This window comes from Limosilactobacillus coleohominis 101-4-CHN, from assembly GCF_000161935.1.
Taxonomy (GTDB): Bacteria; Bacillota; Bacilli; order Lactobacillales; family Lactobacillaceae; genus Limosilactobacillus; species Limosilactobacillus coleohominis_A.
On record NZ_GG698803.1, the window covers coordinates 25,076 to 45,187 of the forward strand.

Annotated in this window: 15 protein-coding genes; 14 read left to right on the forward strand and 1 reads right to left on the reverse strand. The window is 37.4% G+C overall.

Going from position 1 to position 20,112, the window contains the following annotated elements; translation table 11 throughout:
• The 9 genes from HMPREF0501_RS03315 to HMPREF0501_RS03350 all read left to right on the forward strand — a co-directional run.
• A partial coding sequence (locus HMPREF0501_RS03315) for a VOC family protein (protein ID WP_006916429.1) occupies positions 1-332 on the forward strand: 332 nt, incomplete at its 5' end.
• Positions 333-504: 172 nt separating this feature from the next.
• Positions 505-1,845 (forward strand): FAD-dependent oxidoreductase, encoded by a 1,341-nt coding sequence (locus HMPREF0501_RS03320; RefSeq protein ID WP_006916430.1) that lies wholly within the window; start codon positions 505-507, stop codon positions 1,843-1,845.
• Positions 1,846-1,920: 75 nt separating this feature from the next.
• Positions 1,921-2,079: a hypothetical protein gene (locus HMPREF0501_RS08910; protein ID WP_006916432.1), complete on the forward strand. Its 159-nt coding sequence runs from the start codon at positions 1,921-1,923 to the stop codon at positions 2,077-2,079.
• A 294-nt stretch (positions 2,080-2,373) separates the two neighbouring features.
• The gene (gene tkt, locus HMPREF0501_RS03325; RefSeq protein WP_040455796.1) at positions 2,374-4,347 is read left to right on the forward strand and encodes a transketolase; all 1,974 of its coding nucleotides are present in this window, start codon (positions 2,374-2,376) and stop codon (positions 4,345-4,347) included.
• A gap of 365 nt (positions 4,348-4,712) precedes the next feature.
• On the forward strand, positions 4,713-6,563 hold the full coding sequence (gene tdc / locus HMPREF0501_RS03330; RefSeq protein ID WP_040455797.1) for a tyrosine decarboxylase: 1,851 nt from the start codon (positions 4,713-4,715) through the stop codon (positions 6,561-6,563).
• Between the two features lie 84 nt (positions 6,564-6,647).
• Entirely contained in the window at positions 6,648-8,054 is a 1,407-nt protein-coding gene (gene tyrP, locus HMPREF0501_RS03335) for a tyrosine-tyramine antiporter (RefSeq protein WP_006916435.1), read from the forward strand.
• 35 nt (positions 8,055-8,089) lie between these two features.
• Positions 8,090-9,478 (forward strand): Na+/H+ antiporter NhaC, encoded by a 1,389-nt coding sequence (nhaC, locus tag HMPREF0501_RS03340; RefSeq protein WP_040455798.1) that lies wholly within the window; start codon positions 8,090-8,092, stop codon positions 9,476-9,478.
• A 19-nt stretch (positions 9,479-9,497) separates the two neighbouring features.
• Entirely contained in the window at positions 9,498-10,748 is a 1,251-nt protein-coding gene (tyrS, locus tag HMPREF0501_RS03345) for a tyrosine--tRNA ligase (protein WP_006916437.1), read from the forward strand.
• A 254-nt stretch (positions 10,749-11,002) separates the two neighbouring features.
• A complete protein-coding gene (locus tag HMPREF0501_RS03350; RefSeq protein ID WP_040455801.1) occupies positions 11,003-12,292 on the forward strand; it encodes an APC family permease in 1,290 nt (429 codons plus the stop codon).
• Positions 12,293-12,394: 102 nt separating this feature from the next.
• Here HMPREF0501_RS03350 and trpS read toward each other — a convergent pair whose 3' ends face one another.
• Entirely contained in the window at positions 12,395-13,411 is a 1,017-nt protein-coding gene (trpS, locus tag HMPREF0501_RS03355; RefSeq protein WP_006916439.1) for a tryptophan--tRNA ligase, read from the reverse strand.
• 480 nt (positions 13,412-13,891) lie between these two features.
• Between trpS and HMPREF0501_RS03360 the strand changes: the two genes are divergently transcribed.
• The 5 genes from HMPREF0501_RS03360 to HMPREF0501_RS03380 all read left to right on the forward strand — a co-directional run bounded on the left by HMPREF0501_RS03360 (position 13,892) and on the right by HMPREF0501_RS03380 (position 20,105).
• Positions 13,892-15,766 carry a pyridoxal phosphate-dependent decarboxylase family protein gene (locus HMPREF0501_RS03360; protein ID WP_006916440.1) on the forward strand — a complete coding sequence of 625 codons (1,875 nt, stop codon included), beginning with the start codon at positions 13,892-13,894 and terminating at the stop codon, positions 15,764-15,766.
• A gap of 104 nt (positions 15,767-15,870) precedes the next feature.
• The gene (locus tag HMPREF0501_RS03365; RefSeq protein WP_006916441.1) at positions 15,871-16,563 is read left to right on the forward strand and encodes a DUF554 domain-containing protein; all 693 of its coding nucleotides are present in this window, start codon (positions 15,871-15,873) and stop codon (positions 16,561-16,563) included.
• Positions 16,564-16,588: 25 nt separating this feature from the next.
• Complete coding sequence (gene tyrS / locus HMPREF0501_RS03370; RefSeq protein WP_006916442.1) at positions 16,589-17,839, forward strand: tyrosine--tRNA ligase; 1,251 nt, start codon at positions 16,589-16,591, stop codon at positions 17,837-17,839.
• A 390-nt stretch (positions 17,840-18,229) separates the two neighbouring features.
• Positions 18,230-19,720, forward strand: a complete 1,491-nt coding sequence (locus HMPREF0501_RS03375) for a BglG family transcription antiterminator (RefSeq protein WP_006916443.1) — start codon at positions 18,230-18,232, stop codon at positions 19,718-19,720.
• On the forward strand, positions 19,710-20,105 hold the full coding sequence (locus HMPREF0501_RS03380) for a PTS sugar transporter subunit IIA (protein ID WP_006916444.1): 396 nt from the start codon (positions 19,710-19,712) through the stop codon (positions 20,103-20,105). The genes HMPREF0501_RS03375 and HMPREF0501_RS03380 overlap by 11 nt, the downstream gene beginning before the upstream one ends.
• Positions 20,106-20,112: the final 7 nt, after the last annotated feature.

The following is a 20,112-nucleotide window of genomic DNA, read 5'->3' on the forward strand; positions in this document are numbered from 1 at the left end:
CAACCGTAGCGTTCTGGGAAAAGTTAGGCTTCAAGAAGCTTGGCGAATTTGATACTGACGATCAGGGGAACGAAGTCGTTTTTATGCAATACAATCACCTTACTTTGGAGATCTGGACTGGTGAAGGTGCAGTTCGTAAGACTGGTGCAATCAACCACATTTCTTTGAATACCAAAGATGCTGATGCCGCTTTTAAGGCGGCCAAGGCGGAAGGGTTCAAGCTCAAGGATTCCGAAGTTCAACACCTTGATTTCTGGGATAAAGGAATTAAGTTCTTCAACATCGAAGGTCCAAATGCAGAAACCATTGAGTTCTGTGAAATTGTTAAGTAATCAATCCTATGCTGGGGATAACCCAGCTTTTTTAGTGCACTTTTGTATCAACCGATAAAGCAAAAACTATTTGTATATTTTTTCACAAAACTCTTCCTTTTTCGAGGAACGCTGATATAATAATGCGTGACAATAAGATAATTTATTATCATACGATTAAGGAGAATGGATTATGAAAGTTGTAATTATTGGTTGTACGCATGCTGGAACAATTACGGCCAGCCAAATTTTGTCTCAACATCCAGATACTGAGGTGACGATTTACGAAAAGAATGATAATGTTTCATTCCTCTCCTGTGGAATCGCCACTTATCTTGGTGGAGTTGCCAAAAACATTGATGACATGTTTTATTCCAGCCCAGAAGCGCTCGGTCAATTAGGTGCAACTGTTCGGATGCAGCATGAGGTAACAAGCGTTGACCTTCAGGCTAAATCACTCCAAGTGAAGGATTTGCTAACGGGTGAAGAAAGTACAGATCATTATGATAAGTTGGTTGTGACGACTGGTTCATGGCCGGTAATTCCTGACCTGCCGGGAATTAATAGTGATCACGTTTACCTATGCAAAAATTATAACCATGCGAAAAAGCTATTTGAAGTTGCTAAGGATGCCAAGCGGGTCGTTGTCATTGGTGGAGGCTACATTGGTGTTGAATTAGTGGAAGCTTATAGTAAGCAGGGTAAGCAAGTAACGTTAGTGGACACTAACGATCGCTTACTCAGTAAATACTATGACCAGGAATACACTGATCGTGCTACCAAAGATTTTGAAGACCACGGTGTTCATTTTGCATTCGGCCAACGGGCAACGGCTTTCGAGGAGACGGATGATGGAGTGGTTATCAAAACTAACGTTGGCAGCTATGAGGCTGATATGGCGATCTTATGCATTGGTTTCCGGCCGAATACAGACCTCTTTAAAGGCCAGCTAGACTTTAATGAGGATGGCTCCATCAAAACCAACGCTTACATGCAAACGTCTGATCCGGATGTCTACGGTGCCGGTGATTCTGTCGCGGTTCATTTCAACCCAACTGATACCGAGGCCTACGTTCCATTAGCAACGAATGCGATTCGCCAAGGAACAATTGCGGGAACGAATCTTTTTGGCAACGTAATGACCTACATGGGAACCCAATCTACCTCTGGAATCGAATTGTATGGTCGTTCAATGGCAGCAACCGGGTTAACCCTGACGGATGCTAAAGAAGCGGGATTTGATGCGGATGCAGTGACCTTTGAAGACAATTATCGACCGGAATTTATGCCAAATGAAGAAAAGATTATGGGAACGGTTGTCTGGGATCGGAGTAATAATCGGATTCTTGGAGCGCAATTTATGAGCAACCTAGATATTTCGATGTACGCTAACACGGTTTCCGTCATGATTCAAAATCATAATACAATCAACTTTATGGCGATGGTGGACATGCTTTTCCAGCCAAACTTTGATCGACCATTTAATTTTGTGAACTTGTTGGGGCAACAAGCGGTCGCAAAGGCAACTAAATAACATGAACGGACTTTGGTGAAAACCAGAGTCTTTTTTTGCTTGAAGATATAAAGAGATATAAAACAGGACAAAGATATGAAAATGAATAAGCCGTCTGGCTATATTGGTATATATCGGCGTCGCCTGATTGATAGCCAGGTTATTCGGCCCGCTGGGTATGGAAAGGTGAAATTTGCTCTGCCACTCTTTAAGGAATTCGTTGTCGATGATGGTCAGTACCTGGTAATGGGATAATTCTTTGCGAAGATTTTAGTCAAAAGTCAGGCCCTTGCGGACGCGATTCTGCGGGAACCTTTTTAATTTAGCGTTAAACATTTTAAAAATAATTTGCATTTATCCGGAAATTGGTATAGTATCTAACACGTTGATTAAAGTATACCAATTCAGAAACATTAACCATGTTTTCTTGTTTAATAGCAAAAATCAACAAAATACCAATCTTAAATATTTTGATAAAAATAAACTATACCTTTAATTAATCAATCCACACAAATAACGCGCGTTCAGCGTGATGAGGTGAAATTGTTTATGAATAATCAAGATATGACAGCAGTGAATGCATTACGGATGCTGAGTTCAGACATGATCCATCGAGCCCAAAGTGGGCATCCTGGTGTGGCTTTGGATGCGGCACCAATGATGTATACCCTATATGAAAAGGTGATGAGCTTTAATCCAGAAGATCCGCAATGGATGAATCGGGATCGCTTCGTCCTTTCGTCTGGGCACGCTTCAGCGCTGCTTTACAGCGTACTGTATTTCAACCACTTTGGTTTGACCATTCAGGGTTTGAAAGATTTTCGGCAATTAGGTTCACGAACCCCGGGTCATCCAGAATATGGAGTGACTCCGGGAGTGGACGCGACCACCGGGCCGTTATCACAAGGAATTGGCATGGCGGTTGGGATGGCAATGGCCGAGAAGCACTTGGCGGCACTTTACAATCGACCGGGCTATTCAGTGATTAATCACTACACTTATACTTTATTGGGTGATGGTGATTTGATGGAAGGTCTAAGCGAAGAAGCAATCAACATCGCAAGTCAACATCAGTTGAATAAGTTAATCGTGTTATACGATTCAAATGATGTATCGCTGGATGGACCACTTAGTTATAGTACCCACGAAAATGTCCGCCAGCGCTTTGAAGCGGCTGGTTGGGACTACCAAGTGGTTCAAAATGGTGATGGTGATTTGTCAGCTATTCAAGATGCCTTGCGGAATGCGCAACATTCCGCCAAACCATCATTAATTGAAGTAAAGACCACGATTGGGATTGGAACCAAAGAAGCGGGTACCAATAAGATTCACGGAGCAGCCTTAACTGATGACCAAATTCAGCAGTTGCGGAGTTACTATCATTGGACAGATGCGCCGTTTGTGTTTGCCAATGCCATTTATGAACGATTTGATCGGGCAGTAGATAGTAAACTATCACGGTACCAGAAATGGCAAACGATGATGGCGGAATACCAAAAGGCATATCCAAACGAATACCGGCAATTGTATAGCAACTACCTAGATACGGAGGGCTTACAAACGAAGTATCATGTTGGCGATGAGGTCGCTACGCGGAATGTATGTGCGGAAATCCTAGAGGAGCTGGCAGATAAAAATCCGCAACTATGGACGGGATCGGCGGACTTGTCCTCATCCACGAAGACCAATCTAAAGGCAACGGAGCGTTTTGCAGCGGATAATCCTGCAGGACGGAATGTCTACTTTGGAGTCCGTGAGTTTGGAATGGCGGCCGCCACCAACGGGATGAATCTGCATGGTGGTAACCGGGCAATCTGCAGTACATTTTTCACGTTCACGGATTACATGCGTTCAGCCATTCGGTCAGCAGCCCTCATGCATTTACCAAGCATTTTTGTCGGCTCGCATGACTCAATTGCGGTAGGTGAAGATGGTCCAACCCATGAACCAATTGAACAATTAGCTAGTTATCGGGCAATGCCGAACGTGAATGTGATTCGGCCAGCGGATGCAAATGAAATGGTCGCAAGCTGGCAAGTGATTGCGAATACGACGGATCGGCCAACAGTGTTGGTAACTAGTCGCCAGAAGCTGCCAGTGATGGACGAGACGGTCGGCACATTGGTTGATCGTGGTGGCTATATTCTTCGCGACGCTAAGGATGGGGTGCCAGACATGATTTTAATGGCATCCGGTTCAGAGGTTCACTTGGCGATGGCTGTACAACAACGATTAGCCAAAATAGGCTATCAAGCACGGGTTGTTTCGATGCCATGCATGGATCTTTTTAAAGAACAACCACAAGGTTATCGCGACAGTGTTCTGCCACCAGAAGTAACTGAGCGGGTAGCAATTGAAATGGGAGCCAGTCAAAGCTGGTATGAGTTTGTCGGCCTCGATGGTCAAGTCTGTGGAATTGATTCTTTTGGTGCCAGCGGTAATGGTGCTGAAGTGATGAAACACTTTGGCTTTAGCGTTGAGCAAATTTTAGAAAAGCTCAATTTAACGCCCGTGAAGGCATAATGGTAATTAAATAGTGAAAGAAAGTCTTGCTTGTATGGCAAGGCTTTTTTAGTTTGTATAGATCAGACTTGGTCGATTATATATTTTTCATCATTTAAATAAAAATGAAAAAACATAATATACACATTTTAAATAATTAAGAAAACGTTTTCTGGATATGGAGAGCATTAATAACTAAATATTGAACAAGGTTTTTAATACAAGTAAAACTATTATTATAACCATACATACCAAAAATAAATTAATCTAATCATAATTTAATCATTATGAAACGTTGCCGTAACGGCATTGACAAAAAAAAACGTTATAACATAAAGATAGTTGATCAACTAAAAATATAAAAAGTCAAATTGGAGGCTATTTTTATGACTGAAAAAGAGCACACTGGTTTGAATCTAGACGCACTTTTCATTGGTGATAAATCAGAAAATGCTGATATCTTCAAGTCCACTATGAATAAGCTTGTCAATGCTCACATGGGTTGGCGTTTAAATTATATGCCACAAGACAAGCCATTGATTACTGAAAGCGATAAGAACAGTGAATCGTTCCAAAAGACGAACGAACGGATGCAAAGTGTTCTTGATGAATTATCAGTTCGTCTTCGTTCCAATTCAGTTCCTTGGCATTCACCACGGTACTTTGGTCATATGAACTCAGAAACGTTAATGCCATCCATTCTTGCATATACCTATGCAATGCTTTGGAACGGTAACAACGTTGCTTATGAATCATCACCAGGTACTTCTCAAATGGAAGAAGAAGTTGGTCAAGACTTCGCTAAATTAAATGGATTTAAAGAAGGCTGGGGACACATTTCAGCTGATGGTTCATTAGCTAACATGGAAGGTCTATGGTACGCACGTAACATGAAGAGTCTTCCATTAGCTATGAAGGAAATTAAGCCAGAATTAGTTTCTGGAAAGAGCGATTGGGAATTAATGAATATGTCTGCTGAAGAAGTTCTGGATTTGCTTAACAGTACCGATCCAAAGACTGCTTCCGACATTAAGGCTCACTCAGCCCGTGCTGGACACAACATGGATAAGTTAGGTAAATGGATTGTTCCCCAGACCAAGCACTACAGCTGGATGAAAGCTGCCGATGTTACCGGCGTTGGTCTTGATAACGTTGTTTCTTGTCCTGTTGATGAACACTACCGTCTAGATGTTGATGCTCTTGAAAAGATTATTCGTGATCTTGCTAAAGACCATACTCCAATTCTTGGTGTAGTAGCTGTTGTTGGTTCAACTGAAGAAGGTCAAATTGACCCAGTTGATAAGGTTGTTGCTTTACGTGACAAGCTTCAAAAGGAAGGTATTTACTTCTACCTTCACGTTGATGCCGCTTATGGATCATATGCTCGTTCACTCTTCTTAGATGAAGATAACAACTTCATTCCATATGAAGATTTGAAAGAAGTTCATCAAAAGTACGGTGTCTTCCAAGAAGATAAGGAATACATCTCCAAGGAAGTTTACAACGCATATAAGGCGTTCCCAGAAGCACAATCAATTACCGTTGACCCTCACAAGATGGGATATGTTCCATATGCTGCTGGTGGTATTGCAATTCGTCACAAGGATATGCGTGACATTATTGGATACTTCCCAGTTTATGTTTATGACAAGCGTTCAGGTGCTCCAGCAACCTTAACCCCATACATTCTTGAAGGATCTAAGGCTGGTGCAACAGCGGCAGCTGTTTGGACTGCGCACCGGATTATGCCTTTGAATGTTTCTGGTTATGGTAAGTTAATTGGCCGTTCAATTGAAGCCGCTAACCGTTACTACGAATTCTTGAAGAACTTACACTTCAACATTAACGGTACAGAAGTTGAAGTAAACCCATTGACTCAACCAGACTTTAATATGGTTGACTGGACATTCAACATCAAGGGCAACACTGATTTAGCTAAGATGAATGATTTGAACTTGAAGTTCTATCAAAAGGCATCATTTGTCGGCGGTCCTGTATATAACAATGACTTTATTACATCACATACCGACTTTGCTACTGATGGATACGGTAATAGTCCAGTTCCATATGTTAAGAGCCTTGGATTCTCTGAGGATGAATGGAACAAGGTTCAAACAGTTGGTATCTTGCGTGCCTGTGTATTAACTCCATTCCTTTATGATCGTGACAACTTTGAAAGTTATGCTGACAAGATTAAGAAGGCAATGGAAGAAAAATTAACTGCTATTTTAGGTTAATTTTTTCAAAAAGTGAATAAGGTTAAAGCTCAGGGAGCAAGACTCGCTGGGCTTTGTCCTGTTTATTTGTGAAAGGATAAAACAATGAGTGAAAACACGAAAATTAGCTTAGGTACATTCGTTGGTATCGGGATGGCCATGATTGCGACCGTCCGTAGTGTTCCAACGTTAGCTGCCGCAAGTTGGCAAATGTTCTTCTACATGGCATTTGCCGTCATCTTCTTTGCATTACCAGTTTCTTTAATGTCTGGTGAATTTTCTGCCATGCTTCAAGATGCTGGTGGCCCACAATTATGGGTTCGTACTGGTTTGAATCCTAAATGGGGATTTACCACAGCTTGGTTACTTTGGGTACAAATTTTTCCAGGAATGGTTATGGTTGCATCAACCTTAGGACCTCTGCTTGGTAATACAGTTGGTAATGTTGCTTTAGGTCAAAATCACTGGTTTACCTTAGGATGCATCATTGTAATTTATTGGATTATTACGATTTTGAACCTGAAGTTTGACATGGTAAAGTTTGCCGGGAACTTTGGTGTTTGGTTTGGTGTTTACATTCCATTTGCAGTAATGATCATTATGGGTGTAGCCGCAGCAATTAAGACTGGAATTGATGCACACAGTGTATTAGGAACCTTCTCAGCCCACAAGTTATTGCCAGATGTAAGTACCTTCAAATACGTAGCTGCTATTTCATTCATTTTTACTGGGATTGAAACCTTAGGTGTTTACGTTCCTCGGATGAAGGATGCAACTCATGACTTTGTACGTGGTGTTGTATTTGCTTTAGTTGCTATGGTTGTTTTAAATATTTTGAACGCCTTCTGTGTTGCTAACGTTGTTCCAAAGGGTACAACAGAATTAACTAACATTACTCAACCAGTTCTCTTGTTCTGTAAGGTATTAGGCTGGCCAACATGGATTGCTAATGTCTTTAGCTTATTAGCGGCTGTTGGTGTCTTCTTACAATTATCAGGTTGGGTTACTGGTCCATCACAAACAATGATTCAAGTTGCTCGTGAAGGATTAGTTCCATCAAAGTGGGGCTTCTTCAAGCACAACAACATTGGTGTTGCTCGAAATGTTATTTTGACGCAATCAACTTGTATCACGATTTTTGCTTTGATGTACGCAATGCCTGATATTAATAATGTCTTCCTGTTATTAACTAATACGACGACATTACTGTACTGTGTAATTTACTTCTTAATTGCAATTGCATTTATTCGTTTACGTTACACAAAGCCAGACCTTGCCCGTCCTTACCGTGTTGGTAAGAATGGCAATGGTGTTGCATGGGTTTGGACTGTATTCTTTATCTTTGGTATTTTCGCTATTGCTATTGTAACTTTGGCAACTGCTGGAGCTATGAACGCGATTATCATGGCAATTATTACCATCTTATTAACTGTCATTCCTCTTATTATTAATTCACACAAGAATGACCAATGGCTGAAAGATGCCCAAGCTTATGAAGCAAGTCAAAAATAATTTTGTGTATTAATTAATTACTAGGAGTGACCCTTATGGCTAAAAAGGAACGAGAAAAACCACATGTTGGCATTTTAGAAAGTTTACTAGTTGTTATTTGTATTCTCATTATTTTAGGATATTTGATTATTTTTAAATCTCAGTCACCGCAGGTTCCACTATTAGTTTCAGTGATAGTTCTAATGTTATATGGATTTATTAGAGGATTTGGCTGGGACAATGTTATGTCTGGAATTGAAGAAGGAATCAAACCTGGAGTAATTCCGTTAGTGATCTTTTTAATGATTGGTGTGCTGATTTCGACCTGGATTTACTCCAGCACAATTCCAACAATTATGTATTTTGGTTTCAAGATTATATCAGTGAAGTTCTTTCTTCCGACTGTTTTTATAGTTTGTTCATTGGTTGGGTTAACTTGTGGAAGTTCGTTCACAACTGTTTCAACAATGGGAATCGCCTTCATGGGGATTGGTGTTGCCCTCAAGATTAATCCGGGATTAATTGCTGGAGCAATCGTTTCTGGAGCATTTTTTGGGGCTAATACTTCTCCGTTATCAGGAACAACTAATTTAGCAGCTGGTGTAGGTGAAATTGATTTATATGATCATATTAAATCGTTGTTATGGACGGATGTCCCTGCGTGGATCATTTCGCTGATTTTATTCTCCATTATGGGAATGGAACATAGCAACGCAAGCCTTAAGACGATTGATGTAATGACTAGTGAGCTGCAACATGGCTTTTGGATTTCATGGTGGACTGTTTTACCAGTGTTGTTATTACTTGTAATGGCTTGGCTTAAGGTACCAGCAGTTCCTTCCTTAGCATTTGGGTCATTCTTTGCTGTAATAATCGGTTGGCTACACAATCCAATTAAGCTAAATACTTTAGCAAACTACATTATGAATGGATATATTGCACATACCGGTAGTAAGTCAATGAACGAATTATTATCCAAGGGTGGAATTAGTAGCATGCTTAGTTCCCTCGCATTGATAATATTTGCTTTAGCATTAGGTGGCTTATTAATCAAATTTAATGTAATTGGTGCACTTATTGATGGAATGGAAAAGTTTGTTAATAGTGTGGGCAGATTAGTGTTGGCAACTGCGATCACCTGCTTTGGTGTTAACTTTCTTGTTGGTGAGCAGTATCTTTCCGTTATCTTACCAGGAGAAAGTTTTAAGAAGTCATTTGAAAAAATGCATCTTCCAGCTACTTATTTAACTCGTGTGTTAAATGATGCTGGTGCAGCTGTTAATTCAATCATTCCATGGAGTGTTAGCGGAGTCTTTATTTCAGGTACTTTACAAATTAGTCCATTTAAATACATTCCGTACTCATTCTTCCCAATTACAGTACCGATTTTAACAATCATTGTTGGATTTATTTTAGGACATAGAACAAGATCAGTAAGTAGATAGATCAGTGAGGTGATTTTGTATGGATATTTTAGAAGATTTGAAGTGGCGAGGCGCCATTAATCAATGTACAGACTTAGATGGATTACGTGAATTATTAAAGACAAAGAAGATTTCACTTTATTGCGGAACCGATCCAACAGGTGACTCTCTCCATATTGGACATTTAATTCCATTTATTATGTTGAAGCGATTTCAACTTGCAGGCCATCATCCATACATCCTCATTGGTGGTGGGACAGGTTTTATTGGTGATCCTTCTGGACGTAAGACAGAACGTCAATTACAAACTTCTGATCAGGTTCAACACAATAAAGAAGCTCTTACAAAGCAGATGATAAAACTGTTTGGAACGGAGAACTTTAAGATTGTTGATAACTATGATTGGTTGAGCAAGATTAGCTTATTAGACTTTCTACGTGATTATGGTAAGTCGTTCAATGTTAACACGATGTTATCAAAAGAAGCTGTTGCTAGTCGTTTGAAGAATGGAATTTCATTTACTGAATTTAGTTACCAAATTTTACAGTCGGTCGACTTTTTATACCTGAATAACACTGAAGATATCCAATTACAAATTGGTGGTGCTGATCAGTGGGGTAACTTGACCAACGGGGTCGACTTAATCCATAGCAAAAAGCCAAATGAAAAAGCATTCGGCTTAACAATTCCTCTTATGTTGAAAGCTGATGGTACTAAGTTTGGTAAGACCGCAGGTGGAGCAGTATGGTTAGATGCTAAAAAGACATCACCATTTGAGTTCTACCAGTTCTGGCTCAATCAAGATGATCGTGATGTTGTAAAGTACTTGAAGTACTTTACTTTCCTGAGCCACGAAGAGATTGATGACTTGGCTGAAAAAGTTAAGACAGAACCGCAAAAACGGGAAGCGCAGCGTCGGTTAGCTGAAGAAGTTACGAAGTTTGTTCATGGTGAAGAAGCCATGAAACAAGCTGAAAAGATGTCCAATATTTTATTTAAGGGTGACATCCAAGACTTATCAGTTGAAGAACTTAAGCAAGCCTTTGAAAAGGTTCCATCAGTGGAAATTAGTTCTAAACCAGTTAATGTAATTGATTGGTTAGTACAAATTGAAATCGAGCCGTCGAAGCGTCAGGCTCGTGAAGATGTTAATAATGGTGCAATAACGATCAATGGTCAAAAGATTAGTGACGAAAGTTTCGTTGTAGATCCAAGCACTAATTTTGATGGTCAATACGTTGTTGCAAGAAAAGGGAAGCGAAATTACTTCCTAGCAAAAGTTACTAAGTAAATATTCTTTTCATAGCGGGCGGGATTAGATATGTAGATATGTTGATTATTCGCAACTGTTTCAATTGTTGGAACTATCCATCTCCTACGGGAAACAGGGATCTAACTACCTTTTCGGAAATTTTGTAAGAGCGCAATGAACAATTTTTCCATATTTAATCGTTAAAAAAGCGAATATATAGGGTGAATAGAATATTTAGAGCTCAGTATGAAGATACTTCGTACTGGGCTTTTTTTATAGAATGGAGAATATCAATGAGTAAAAAATTATCATTCTGGTCAATTTATTTCTTAGGAATGAATTCAATTATTGGTTCGGGAACTTTCCTACTGCCGCAAACTATATATAAGGATATGGGAGTTTTAGGGATTTTAGTATTAGTAACATCAGCTTTGTCTATGGGATTGATAGTGACCTGCTATGCAAGATTAGCAGGAAAGTTTGATGAATCTGGTGGCTCATGGGTGTATTCATACCACGCATTTGGCAAATTTGCTGGCTTTCAGGTTGGAATGTTTACCTACGTGCTAGGGTGTTGTGGAACTGCTTGCGAAATAGTGGCGTTTATGACGACCTTAAAAAGCTATAACCCAATTTTTGGTAATTCAGGAGTCAAATTAACGATTATCTCTGCCATTATTTTGCTGTTTTTAGTTGTTAACTATTTTGGTAATTATTTTGTTAAGATCTTTGATAATATTTCATCAGCCACTAAAGTGTTTGTAGTTATTTTCTTTATAATTGTTGGATTATTTTTTATTCAAAAAGACAACTTTGAACCGATTATTCCTAATTATGTTGGAAATAGCGTAAGAGGTTTTTCTAATCACTTTAGTGAGGCATTTTCAGTAACATTTTATATGTTTGGTGGCTTTTCTTTATTACCGGTGGCCGCACGAAAAATGGTAAATTCAAAGAAAAATCTTCCCCGAGTATTAACCGTTATAATGTTAAGTTTGATTTGCTTGTATTCCTTAGTAATGGTTGTTTGCATTGGAATATTAGGAAGAAAATTGGTATCTAGTCATGTTCCTGTCGCCGATGCATTATTACTAACTGTTGGGAAATGGGGATATTTATTAATAATCGTATGCATGTTAGTTGGGATGATTGGGGCTGCTTTTGCTCAATCGTATGATGCAACTATGCTGCCTGCTTCATTATCTCTAGAACACCATATGCTTCCAAAATGGATTGGTAAGAAAAACCGTTTCGATGCACCAATAGTGTCAATGATAATTACCTATGTAATAATTTTTATGTTAACGACACAATCCTACCTATTCTTAGTTTCATTAGTGGTATTAGCCTCCTTTATCCAATATTTACCTTCTATTCTTTCAGTAATTAAATTAGAGTACCAAAAACAATTTGGAAACCGTACCAAAGCTATAATGGGATATGTAATTCCAGGACTTGCATTAATAGTATCGATGTATTTGATCATTAGTTTTTCACGTCCCGCACTAATTATCGGGTTTATAGTAATCATTGTTAATACAATCCTATATTGTTTTTTGAGAAGACGTTTGTCCATGAAGTAGATTAAGATAGTATTTATTTGAGCAAATTAAAACCACTTTCTAAGCTTTTGCTTGGAAAGTGGTTTTGTGTTTATCCAAAATTGAAACTTTTTATGAGACTAACTATTTGAAATAATTTATACCCATTGCAGATTTTACTTCTTCCAATGTTTGATTTGCAATGATGTTAGCGTTTTCGCATCCTTTATGTAACATATCATAAACAGAAGCAATATCTTTGGCATACATACTTCTACGTTTTCTAATTGGAGCTAATTCTTCATTTAAAATGTGGAATAAATATCTTTTGATTGTCACATCACCTAATCCACCATGTTGGTATTGTTCTTTTAGTTCGCGAACTTTATCTTTATTTTTATCAAAAATATCAAGGTAGGTAAATACGATATTACCTTCGACCTTACCAGGATCTCCGACATGAATATGATTAGGATCGGTATAGATAGACATAACTTTTTTCTTCAGAGTATCTTCATCATCAGATAAATAAATAGTATTTCCTAGTGATTTACTCATCTTAGCATTACCATCCAAACCAGGGATACGTCCTTGGCCTTTAGGAGGGAAGACCCCTTCTGGCTCCACTAGTACATTTCCATATGTTGAATTAAATGAATGGATGATTTCCCGAGCTTGTTCCAACATCGGTTCTTGATCATCACCTACAGGAATTAAGCTTGCCTTAAAGGCTGCAATATCAGCTGTTTGGCTAACCGGATATGTCAAGAATCCAGCAGGAATAGATCTATCAAAATGTTTTTGCTGAATTTCAGATTTAACAGTCGGATTACGCTCCAATCGAGAAACAGTTACTAAGTTTAGAAAATACATATTTAACTCAGAAAGAGCCGGAATTTGCGATTGAACATAAAGTGTGGTTTTTTCTGGATTTAAACCTACGCCAAGATAGTCTAAAGCTACTTGAGCTAGACTGTCCTGAATTTTTTTCGGATTTTTTGCATTATCGGTTAAAGCTTGTTGATCAGCAATCATCACAAACATTTGATATTTATCACTATTTTGCATTTTTACTCTATTTTTTAATGATCCAACATAGTGGCCAATGTGAAGTTTGCCAGTAGGACGATCGCCAGTTAAAACTATTTTTTTATTATTCATGATTAATGCCTCCAAATAAAAAATCCTACTCCCTAAAAAAGAAATAGGACGAGTTACCGTGGTGCCACCTAAATTACAGAAAAATCTGTCACTCAATACATGTATTTAGCTATTTTAGCAGATAGATCCACTTCGTTCATTTTCTCAATTTCAGCCAATAAGAGATTCTCTGTATAATGAACTACTTTGCTCTGTCTGAATTTAGCTACACTTTATCCAATAACTAAAATTATGTCAACCATAAAAAATATTTTTAACAAACGATATTAATAAATCTGTTGAATCATTATTGACAAAGAAATAACAATAACGATGATTGAAAATTTTAATAATTTTTTCTTTATTCAAGTAAAACCATTGTCTTAAATGCGCTGTATTGCAATGTTGACAAAAAAAAAAAGTTATATCATTATAGATGTTGATAGAGAAGAGCGCTTACATCTACACAACATAAACCCGATTATTGGAGGTTACTACGAAATGAGTACCAAAAAGAACTACAAGAATATGGATTTATCTGCATATTTTATTGGACCACACGGTGAAAATGGTGATCTATTCAAAGAACTTGCTGCTAAATTGACCGATGATCATATTGGTTGGCGCAAAAATTACAATGCAGGTGATGAAGATTCAATTAGTGAAGATGAAAAAGCGACTCCTGAATTTAATAATGCCGTTGTAAATATGAAGGATGTATTAAACGAATTATCACGTAAGTTACGTGACGGTTCTATTCCTTGGGACACAGCAGGCCGTTACCTTTCACAAATGGATAATGAAACCTTAATGCCTTCTATCTTAGCATACAATTTTGCGATGCTTTGGAATGGTAATGGTGTTGCTTGGGCTGGTAGTCCTGCATCAACTTTGATGGAACAAGAAGTAGGTCACCAATTAGCTGAAATGCATGGATATGATAAGAACGGTTGGGGATACGTTGCGACTGATGGTTCAATTGCCAATGTTAGTGCTTTATGGATGGCTCGTAATGTTGCATCAATTCCTTTGGCCATTAAGGAAGTCTGCCCTGAATTAGTTGAGGGTAAGACTGAATGGGAACTTCTTAACATGTCGGTTAAAGAAGAATTGGATCTATTGGATCAAGCTGGTGACAAGAAGAACGAAGTTAAAGCTCATTCTGCACGTAGTGGTAAAAACTTACAGAAGCTTGGTAAATGGTTAGTACCATCAACAATGCACTATTCTTGGCGGAAAGCTTGTGATATCACAGGGGTTGGTGAAGATAACTTAGTTGTTCTACCTGTTGATGACCATTACCGGATTGATATAGATAAGTTGGATAAGATTATTGCAGAAAATGTTGAAAAGCATATTCCAATTTTAGGGGTTGTTGCTGTAGTTGGTACAACCGAAGAAGGCCAAATTGACCATGTGGATAAGATTGTTGAAATGCGCAATAAGTGGATTAAGAAGGGCGTAAACTTCTATATTCATGTTGATGCTGCATACGGTGGTTATGGTCGAACAGTTTACTTAGATGAAGATAACAACTTTATTCCATATGACAAACTCGAAACTAAATTTAAGGAATATGGAATCTTTACTGAAAATAACCAGTTCTTGAAGAAGAATGTTTATGATGCATATAAAGCAATGGGTGAAGCTGACTCTGTAACGGATGACCCTCACAAGATGGGGTATGTTCCATATGATGCTGGTGGTTTAACGATTAAGGATACTCGTTTAAAGGATACTTTGACATACTATGCACCATATGCATTCCAAGAAGGGATCGCTGTTCCAGCATCAATTGGTCAGTTTACACTGGAAGGCTCTAAGTCAGTTGGATCAGCCGCAGCTGTTTGGGCTGCTAATAAGATTCTTCCATTAAACATTAGTGGTTATGGTCGATTAGTTGCTCGGACTTTATACGGTGCCCGTCGAATTCATGATCTTTTTGATGGTCAGAAGTTCGAAGTTGATGGTCACACAATTGTATCGCACGTTGTTTATGATCCAGACTTTAACATGGTTGACTGGGTATACAAAGAAGAAGGTAATGACAGTCTTAAAGCCATGAATGATTTAACTCAAGCAGTTATGGAATACACCACTACTGCTAAGGGCGGCAAGCTTTATAACATGGATATTCAATTATCTGATACGAGCTTTGAACCTGATAATTATGGAGATGCTCCAGTTAAATTTATTGAAAGTCTTGGTATGACTGCAGATGAATATCATAAATTAGGTAAATTAGAGGTTCTTCGTTCCTCATGCATGTCTCCATGGATGTATGACGAAGACTCGGTTGAATATTGGTCAAAAGAAATTACGGCAGCAATTCAAGATAAGCTTGAAAAGGTCGCAAGGAATGAAAACATTCTCTAATTCAATATGTGAGCTAGAAACTCATTTTGAGAAAGCTCAGGCAGTCATTACTTGGGCTTTCTTTTTAGCAATTGTTCAATTAATAAAAGGTTGGCGAAATAATAATGTTAGTAAGTTTAACGGGTACAATTACTGATGCAGTAGGAGTTGTTATTGCATCAATTCTTGGTAGCTTCATTGGAAAGCATATGAGTGACAGATACAAAGGAATTTTAATTGCAATGCTAGGTTTTATCGCTTTAGCTGTTGGAATTGAGAGTTTCTGTAGTTATATGCCCAAGTCTAAATATGCGGTGTTATTTATTATTGCAATGATTTTAGGGACCGTTTTAGGAACTTGGTGGAATCTTGACGGTAAAGTAAATAAGTTAGCTGGTAAAGGATCTGAAGGGTTAGCGCGTTCTATTGTTACAGAATGTACTCTTTCATGTTTAGGTGCTTTACCGATTGTCGGTGCCATTATGGCTGCTACTAGTCACAATTTTACATTTTTATTTGTTAATGCATCATTAGACTTTGTAATGGTAATGATCTTAGCGGCTGCTGATGGTATTGGAATGATTGTGTGTGCTCCAATTATTTTTGTTTATCAATTTTTAATCATCCTTGTTGCAACATTTGCTCGTGACTGGTTAAGTACACCATTCATCACGGAAATTGCTATGTTAGGGGGATTAATGGTTGCTTCATCTGGATTGAGTTTAATGGGAATTAAGGATCTTAAGACAACTAATCAAATGCCAGCACTCCTTGTTCCAATTGTCTTTTTTGCATGTAAAGCAATTTTCCATTTTTAATGATTAATTAATAACTGGTGATTTTATGGATATTTTAGAAGACTTAAAATGGCGTGGTGCCATTAATCAATGTACTGACTTGAATGGGCTACGTGAGTTATTAAATTCCAAAAAGATTTCTTTATATTGTGGGACTGACCCAACAGGTGATTCACTCCACGTTGGACACCTGATTCCATTTATCATGTTAAAAAGATTCCAATTAGCTGGTCATCATCCATATATTCTTATTGGCGGTGGGACAGGATTTATTGGAGACCCATCTGGACGTAAAACAGAACGACAATTGCAAACTGCTACGCAAGTTCAACATAATAAAGAAGCTTTAACCAGGCAAATGATTAAGCTATTTGGTACGGAAAATTTCAAAATTGTTGATAATTATGAGTGGCTTAGCAAAATCAGTTTATTGGATTTTCTTCGTGATTATGGGAAGTCATTTAATGTTAATACGATGTTATCCAAAGAAGCAGTTGCTAGTCGCTTGAAGAATGGAATTTCATTTACTGAATTTAGTTATCAAATTTTACAATCGGTTGACTTTTTATACCTTAATAATGTGGACCATATTCAATTACAAATTGGTGGTGCAGATCAATGGGGTAATTTGACCAACGGGGTTTACCTTATTCATAGTAAAAAGCCAAATGAAAAAGTATTTGGCTTAACAATTCCTCTCATGTTAAAAGCAGATGGTACTAAATTCGGTAAATCTGCTGGTGGAGCAGTATGGTTAGATGCTAATAAAACATCACCGTTTGAGTTTTACCAATTCTGGTTTAATCAGGATGATCTAGATGTTGTGAAGTATCTGAAGTACTTTACTTTCCTTACTCATCAGGAAATCGATGATTTAGCTGAAAAAGTGAAGTTAGAACCTCAAAAACGAGAAGCACAACGACGCCTAGCTGAAGAAGTTACGAAGTTTGTTCATGGTGAAAAAACTATGAAACAAGCAGAGAGAATTTCGAATCTTCTATTTAATGGAAACATTCAAGATCTTTCAGTTAGTGAGCTTAAACAGGCTTTTAAAAAGGTTCCTTCAGTTGAAATTAATCTAGATTCTGTTAATGTGATTGACTGGCTTGTTCAAACAGAAATTGAATCATCTAAACGACAGGCTCGGGAAGATGTTAATAATGGTGCAATTATGATTAATGGTCAAAAAGTTAATGATGAAAATTATATTGTTGATCCAAAAAATCATTTTGAGGGTAAATATGTTGTAGCCAGAAAAGGTAAGCGTAATTACTTTCTTGCAAAAGTTGTGAGATAAATATTCCTTTCATAGTGGGCGGGAACGATTGTTGATTATATTGATGATTTGCTTACTGTTTTATCTGTTGGAATAAATCCATCTCCTACGAGAAACAGGGATCTAACTACCTTTGGAAAATTTAAAAGAGCGCAATAAATAAATTTTCTGCAAATTAATCGTTAAAGCAAGTCATAGGGTGATCTGAATATTTTGACTCAGTGTGAAATAATTTTACACTGAGTTTTTTAATTACAAACATTATATAAATATACATAAGATAATTGGTTAAATAACTAATAGTTTTATATGGTATCATTGTGGACGTGTTCACAACAATGGCCATTACATTGGACACTTATTTATCATCATTATTTTAATAACCTGTTAGACTAAAAATAAGGAGGGAGGATGATGACTAAGAGCAGTGATAAAATTGTCAGTACTTTAGCTAAGTATGATCGGTTTGTCACGTCGAAAGAGTTAGCACAAATTATTGGAGTTTCACCAAAAACTATTTACCGATCTGTTACCGAGATTAATCAGAAATATCACTTCCCATTGATTAAATCTGAACGTGGGAAGGGATATATTCTTGATTATGACCAATATCTTAAACTAAATGGACATTTCCATGAAGAACAAAATCTGGTTGTTAAGTCACCCATCGAACGGCGGAATGAAGTGATTACAACATTACTATTCAATGCACCTTTAGCAGTTAATATTAATGATGTTTATGAGAAGTATTATGTTAGTGCAGAATTAATTCGTCAGGATTTGTTAGCAATTAATAATTTGCTACATAAATACAACCTCAACATTCAACGTCATAATAATTATGTGGCTGTTAAAGGTGAAGAACAGCAAATTCGACGGGCAATTAATAGTGCATTGGTTCAGAGCAAGGCGATGAATACTGAAAGTATTAATGATTTTGCTAGTGAGTTCGAAGATTTGAGCAATTATGATAATTCATTTCTAACTACTCAAATTGATTGGATTCAGAAGTCATTAGGAACTACAATTCCTTATCCATACAATGTTAATATTTTTTCGCACTTGTATGTTTTAATTAAACGATTTCGAAATGGCAAGGTTGTTAAGGACACTCAACAAAGCGATTTTGCGGATAAGTGTCTTCAATTGCGTAAAGAAAATGCTAAATTTTGGAAAATCAGTAATGATGTTATTCAGAATACAGCTGATTATATTCATCGAGATATTCCTGAAATTGAAAGCTATTATTTATTAGAATATTTAATTTCGATGCGGTATAATCACGACTTTGCAATTGATGATGAAGTGTCTTCGGATGCCAGTAAGCTTGCAGACTATTATATTAATGGCTTTCAGCTTAGTATTCATGATCCAAAAGTTAAAGCGTTAAAGGGCGATTTAATTAGTCATATTAGACCGATGTTCAATCGTCTAAAGAATCGCATTGTAATTGCTAATAAATTATTGGATGACATTAAATCAGAGTATCAAAAGTTATTCGATTGTTTGAAACGATTAAGTAGACAGGCGAATGATGATGGATTACTTTCATGGAAAATTAGTGATGATGAGATTGGCTTTTTGACGTTATATTTCGCCAAATATTTTGAGGAAACCAGTTTAAATAAGAGAGTTTTAGTGATGTGTGCAAGTGGTGTTGGTACTTCTAAATTATTGTACGCAAAAATTCACAGAAACTTTCCTGAACTAGATTTAGTTGGTATTGTCTCAAAAAGTGATTATGAAAGCCATTATTCGCAATACGTTAATGTTGATTTAATTGTTTCAACTATTCCAGTTAGTCCAAGGAACAATGAGCAAGTAATTTTATCAAGCGCAATGTTTAATATGCAAGATCGAAATAGATTGAGTAGGTATCTTGATGAACATAATGTTGATTAAATTAGTAGACGTCAAGGATTATTCTGATTGGCGAAGATTAATAATTAAAAAACTAATGCTTTCGGATGAACTTAATGCTGACTTATTGGTACAACTACAAGAGCGTGACCGTTTAGGTAGTATTCAGGTTGATGAACACGTAATTATGCCACATGTTGTAAGTAATAAATTGCCGAAAAGTTGGTTGATAATTAGTCAAGTGGACAGACCAATTAAGTATGGTACAAGTAATGATATAACCACGGGCATTTACATTTTTTCACGCCCAAAGGATTCATCGATATCGTCATCAGTTGATTGTTTAACTGATGAATCGGTTATGAAAGCCCTTCAAAATCCAAAATTGTCTTATCAACAATTAATGGATTTACTAAGAGTTGGATAGGAGAGAG

Coding starts and splice junctions, on each gene's coding strand:
- tkt (WP_040455796.1), top strand. CDS start 2,374: ATGAATAATCAAGATATGACAGCAGTGAATGCATTACGGATGCTGAGT.
- nhaC (WP_040455798.1), top strand. CDS start 8,090: ATGGCTAAAAAGGAACGAGAAAAACCACATGTTGGCATTTTAGAAAGT.
- tyrS (WP_006916437.1), top strand. CDS start 9,498: ATGGATATTTTAGAAGATTTGAAGTGGCGAGGCGCCATTAATCAATGT.
- HMPREF0501_RS03375 (WP_006916443.1), top strand. CDS start 18,230: ATGATGACTAAGAGCAGTGATAAAATTGTCAGTACTTTAGCTAAGTAT.
- HMPREF0501_RS03320 (WP_006916430.1), top strand. CDS start 505: ATGAAAGTTGTAATTATTGGTTGTACGCATGCTGGAACAATTACGGCC.
- HMPREF0501_RS03350 (WP_040455801.1), top strand. CDS start 11,003: ATGAGTAAAAAATTATCATTCTGGTCAATTTATTTCTTAGGAATGAAT.
- trpS (WP_006916439.1), bottom strand. CDS start 13,411: ATGAATAATAAAAAAATAGTTTTAACTGGCGATCGTCCTACTGGCAAA.
- tyrP (WP_006916435.1), top strand. CDS start 6,648: ATGAGTGAAAACACGAAAATTAGCTTAGGTACATTCGTTGGTATCGGG.
- HMPREF0501_RS03360 (WP_006916440.1), top strand. CDS start 13,892: ATGAGTACCAAAAAGAACTACAAGAATATGGATTTATCTGCATATTTT.
- tyrS (WP_006916442.1), top strand. CDS start 16,589: ATGGATATTTTAGAAGACTTAAAATGGCGTGGTGCCATTAATCAATGT.
- HMPREF0501_RS03365 (WP_006916441.1), top strand. CDS start 15,871: ATGTTAGTAAGTTTAACGGGTACAATTACTGATGCAGTAGGAGTTGTT.
- tdc (WP_040455797.1), top strand. CDS start 4,713: ATGACTGAAAAAGAGCACACTGGTTTGAATCTAGACGCACTTTTCATT.
- HMPREF0501_RS08910 (WP_006916432.1), top strand. CDS start 1,921: ATGAAAATGAATAAGCCGTCTGGCTATATTGGTATATATCGGCGTCGC.
- HMPREF0501_RS03380 (WP_006916444.1), top strand. CDS start 19,710: ATGTTGATTAAATTAGTAGACGTCAAGGATTATTCTGATTGGCGAAGA.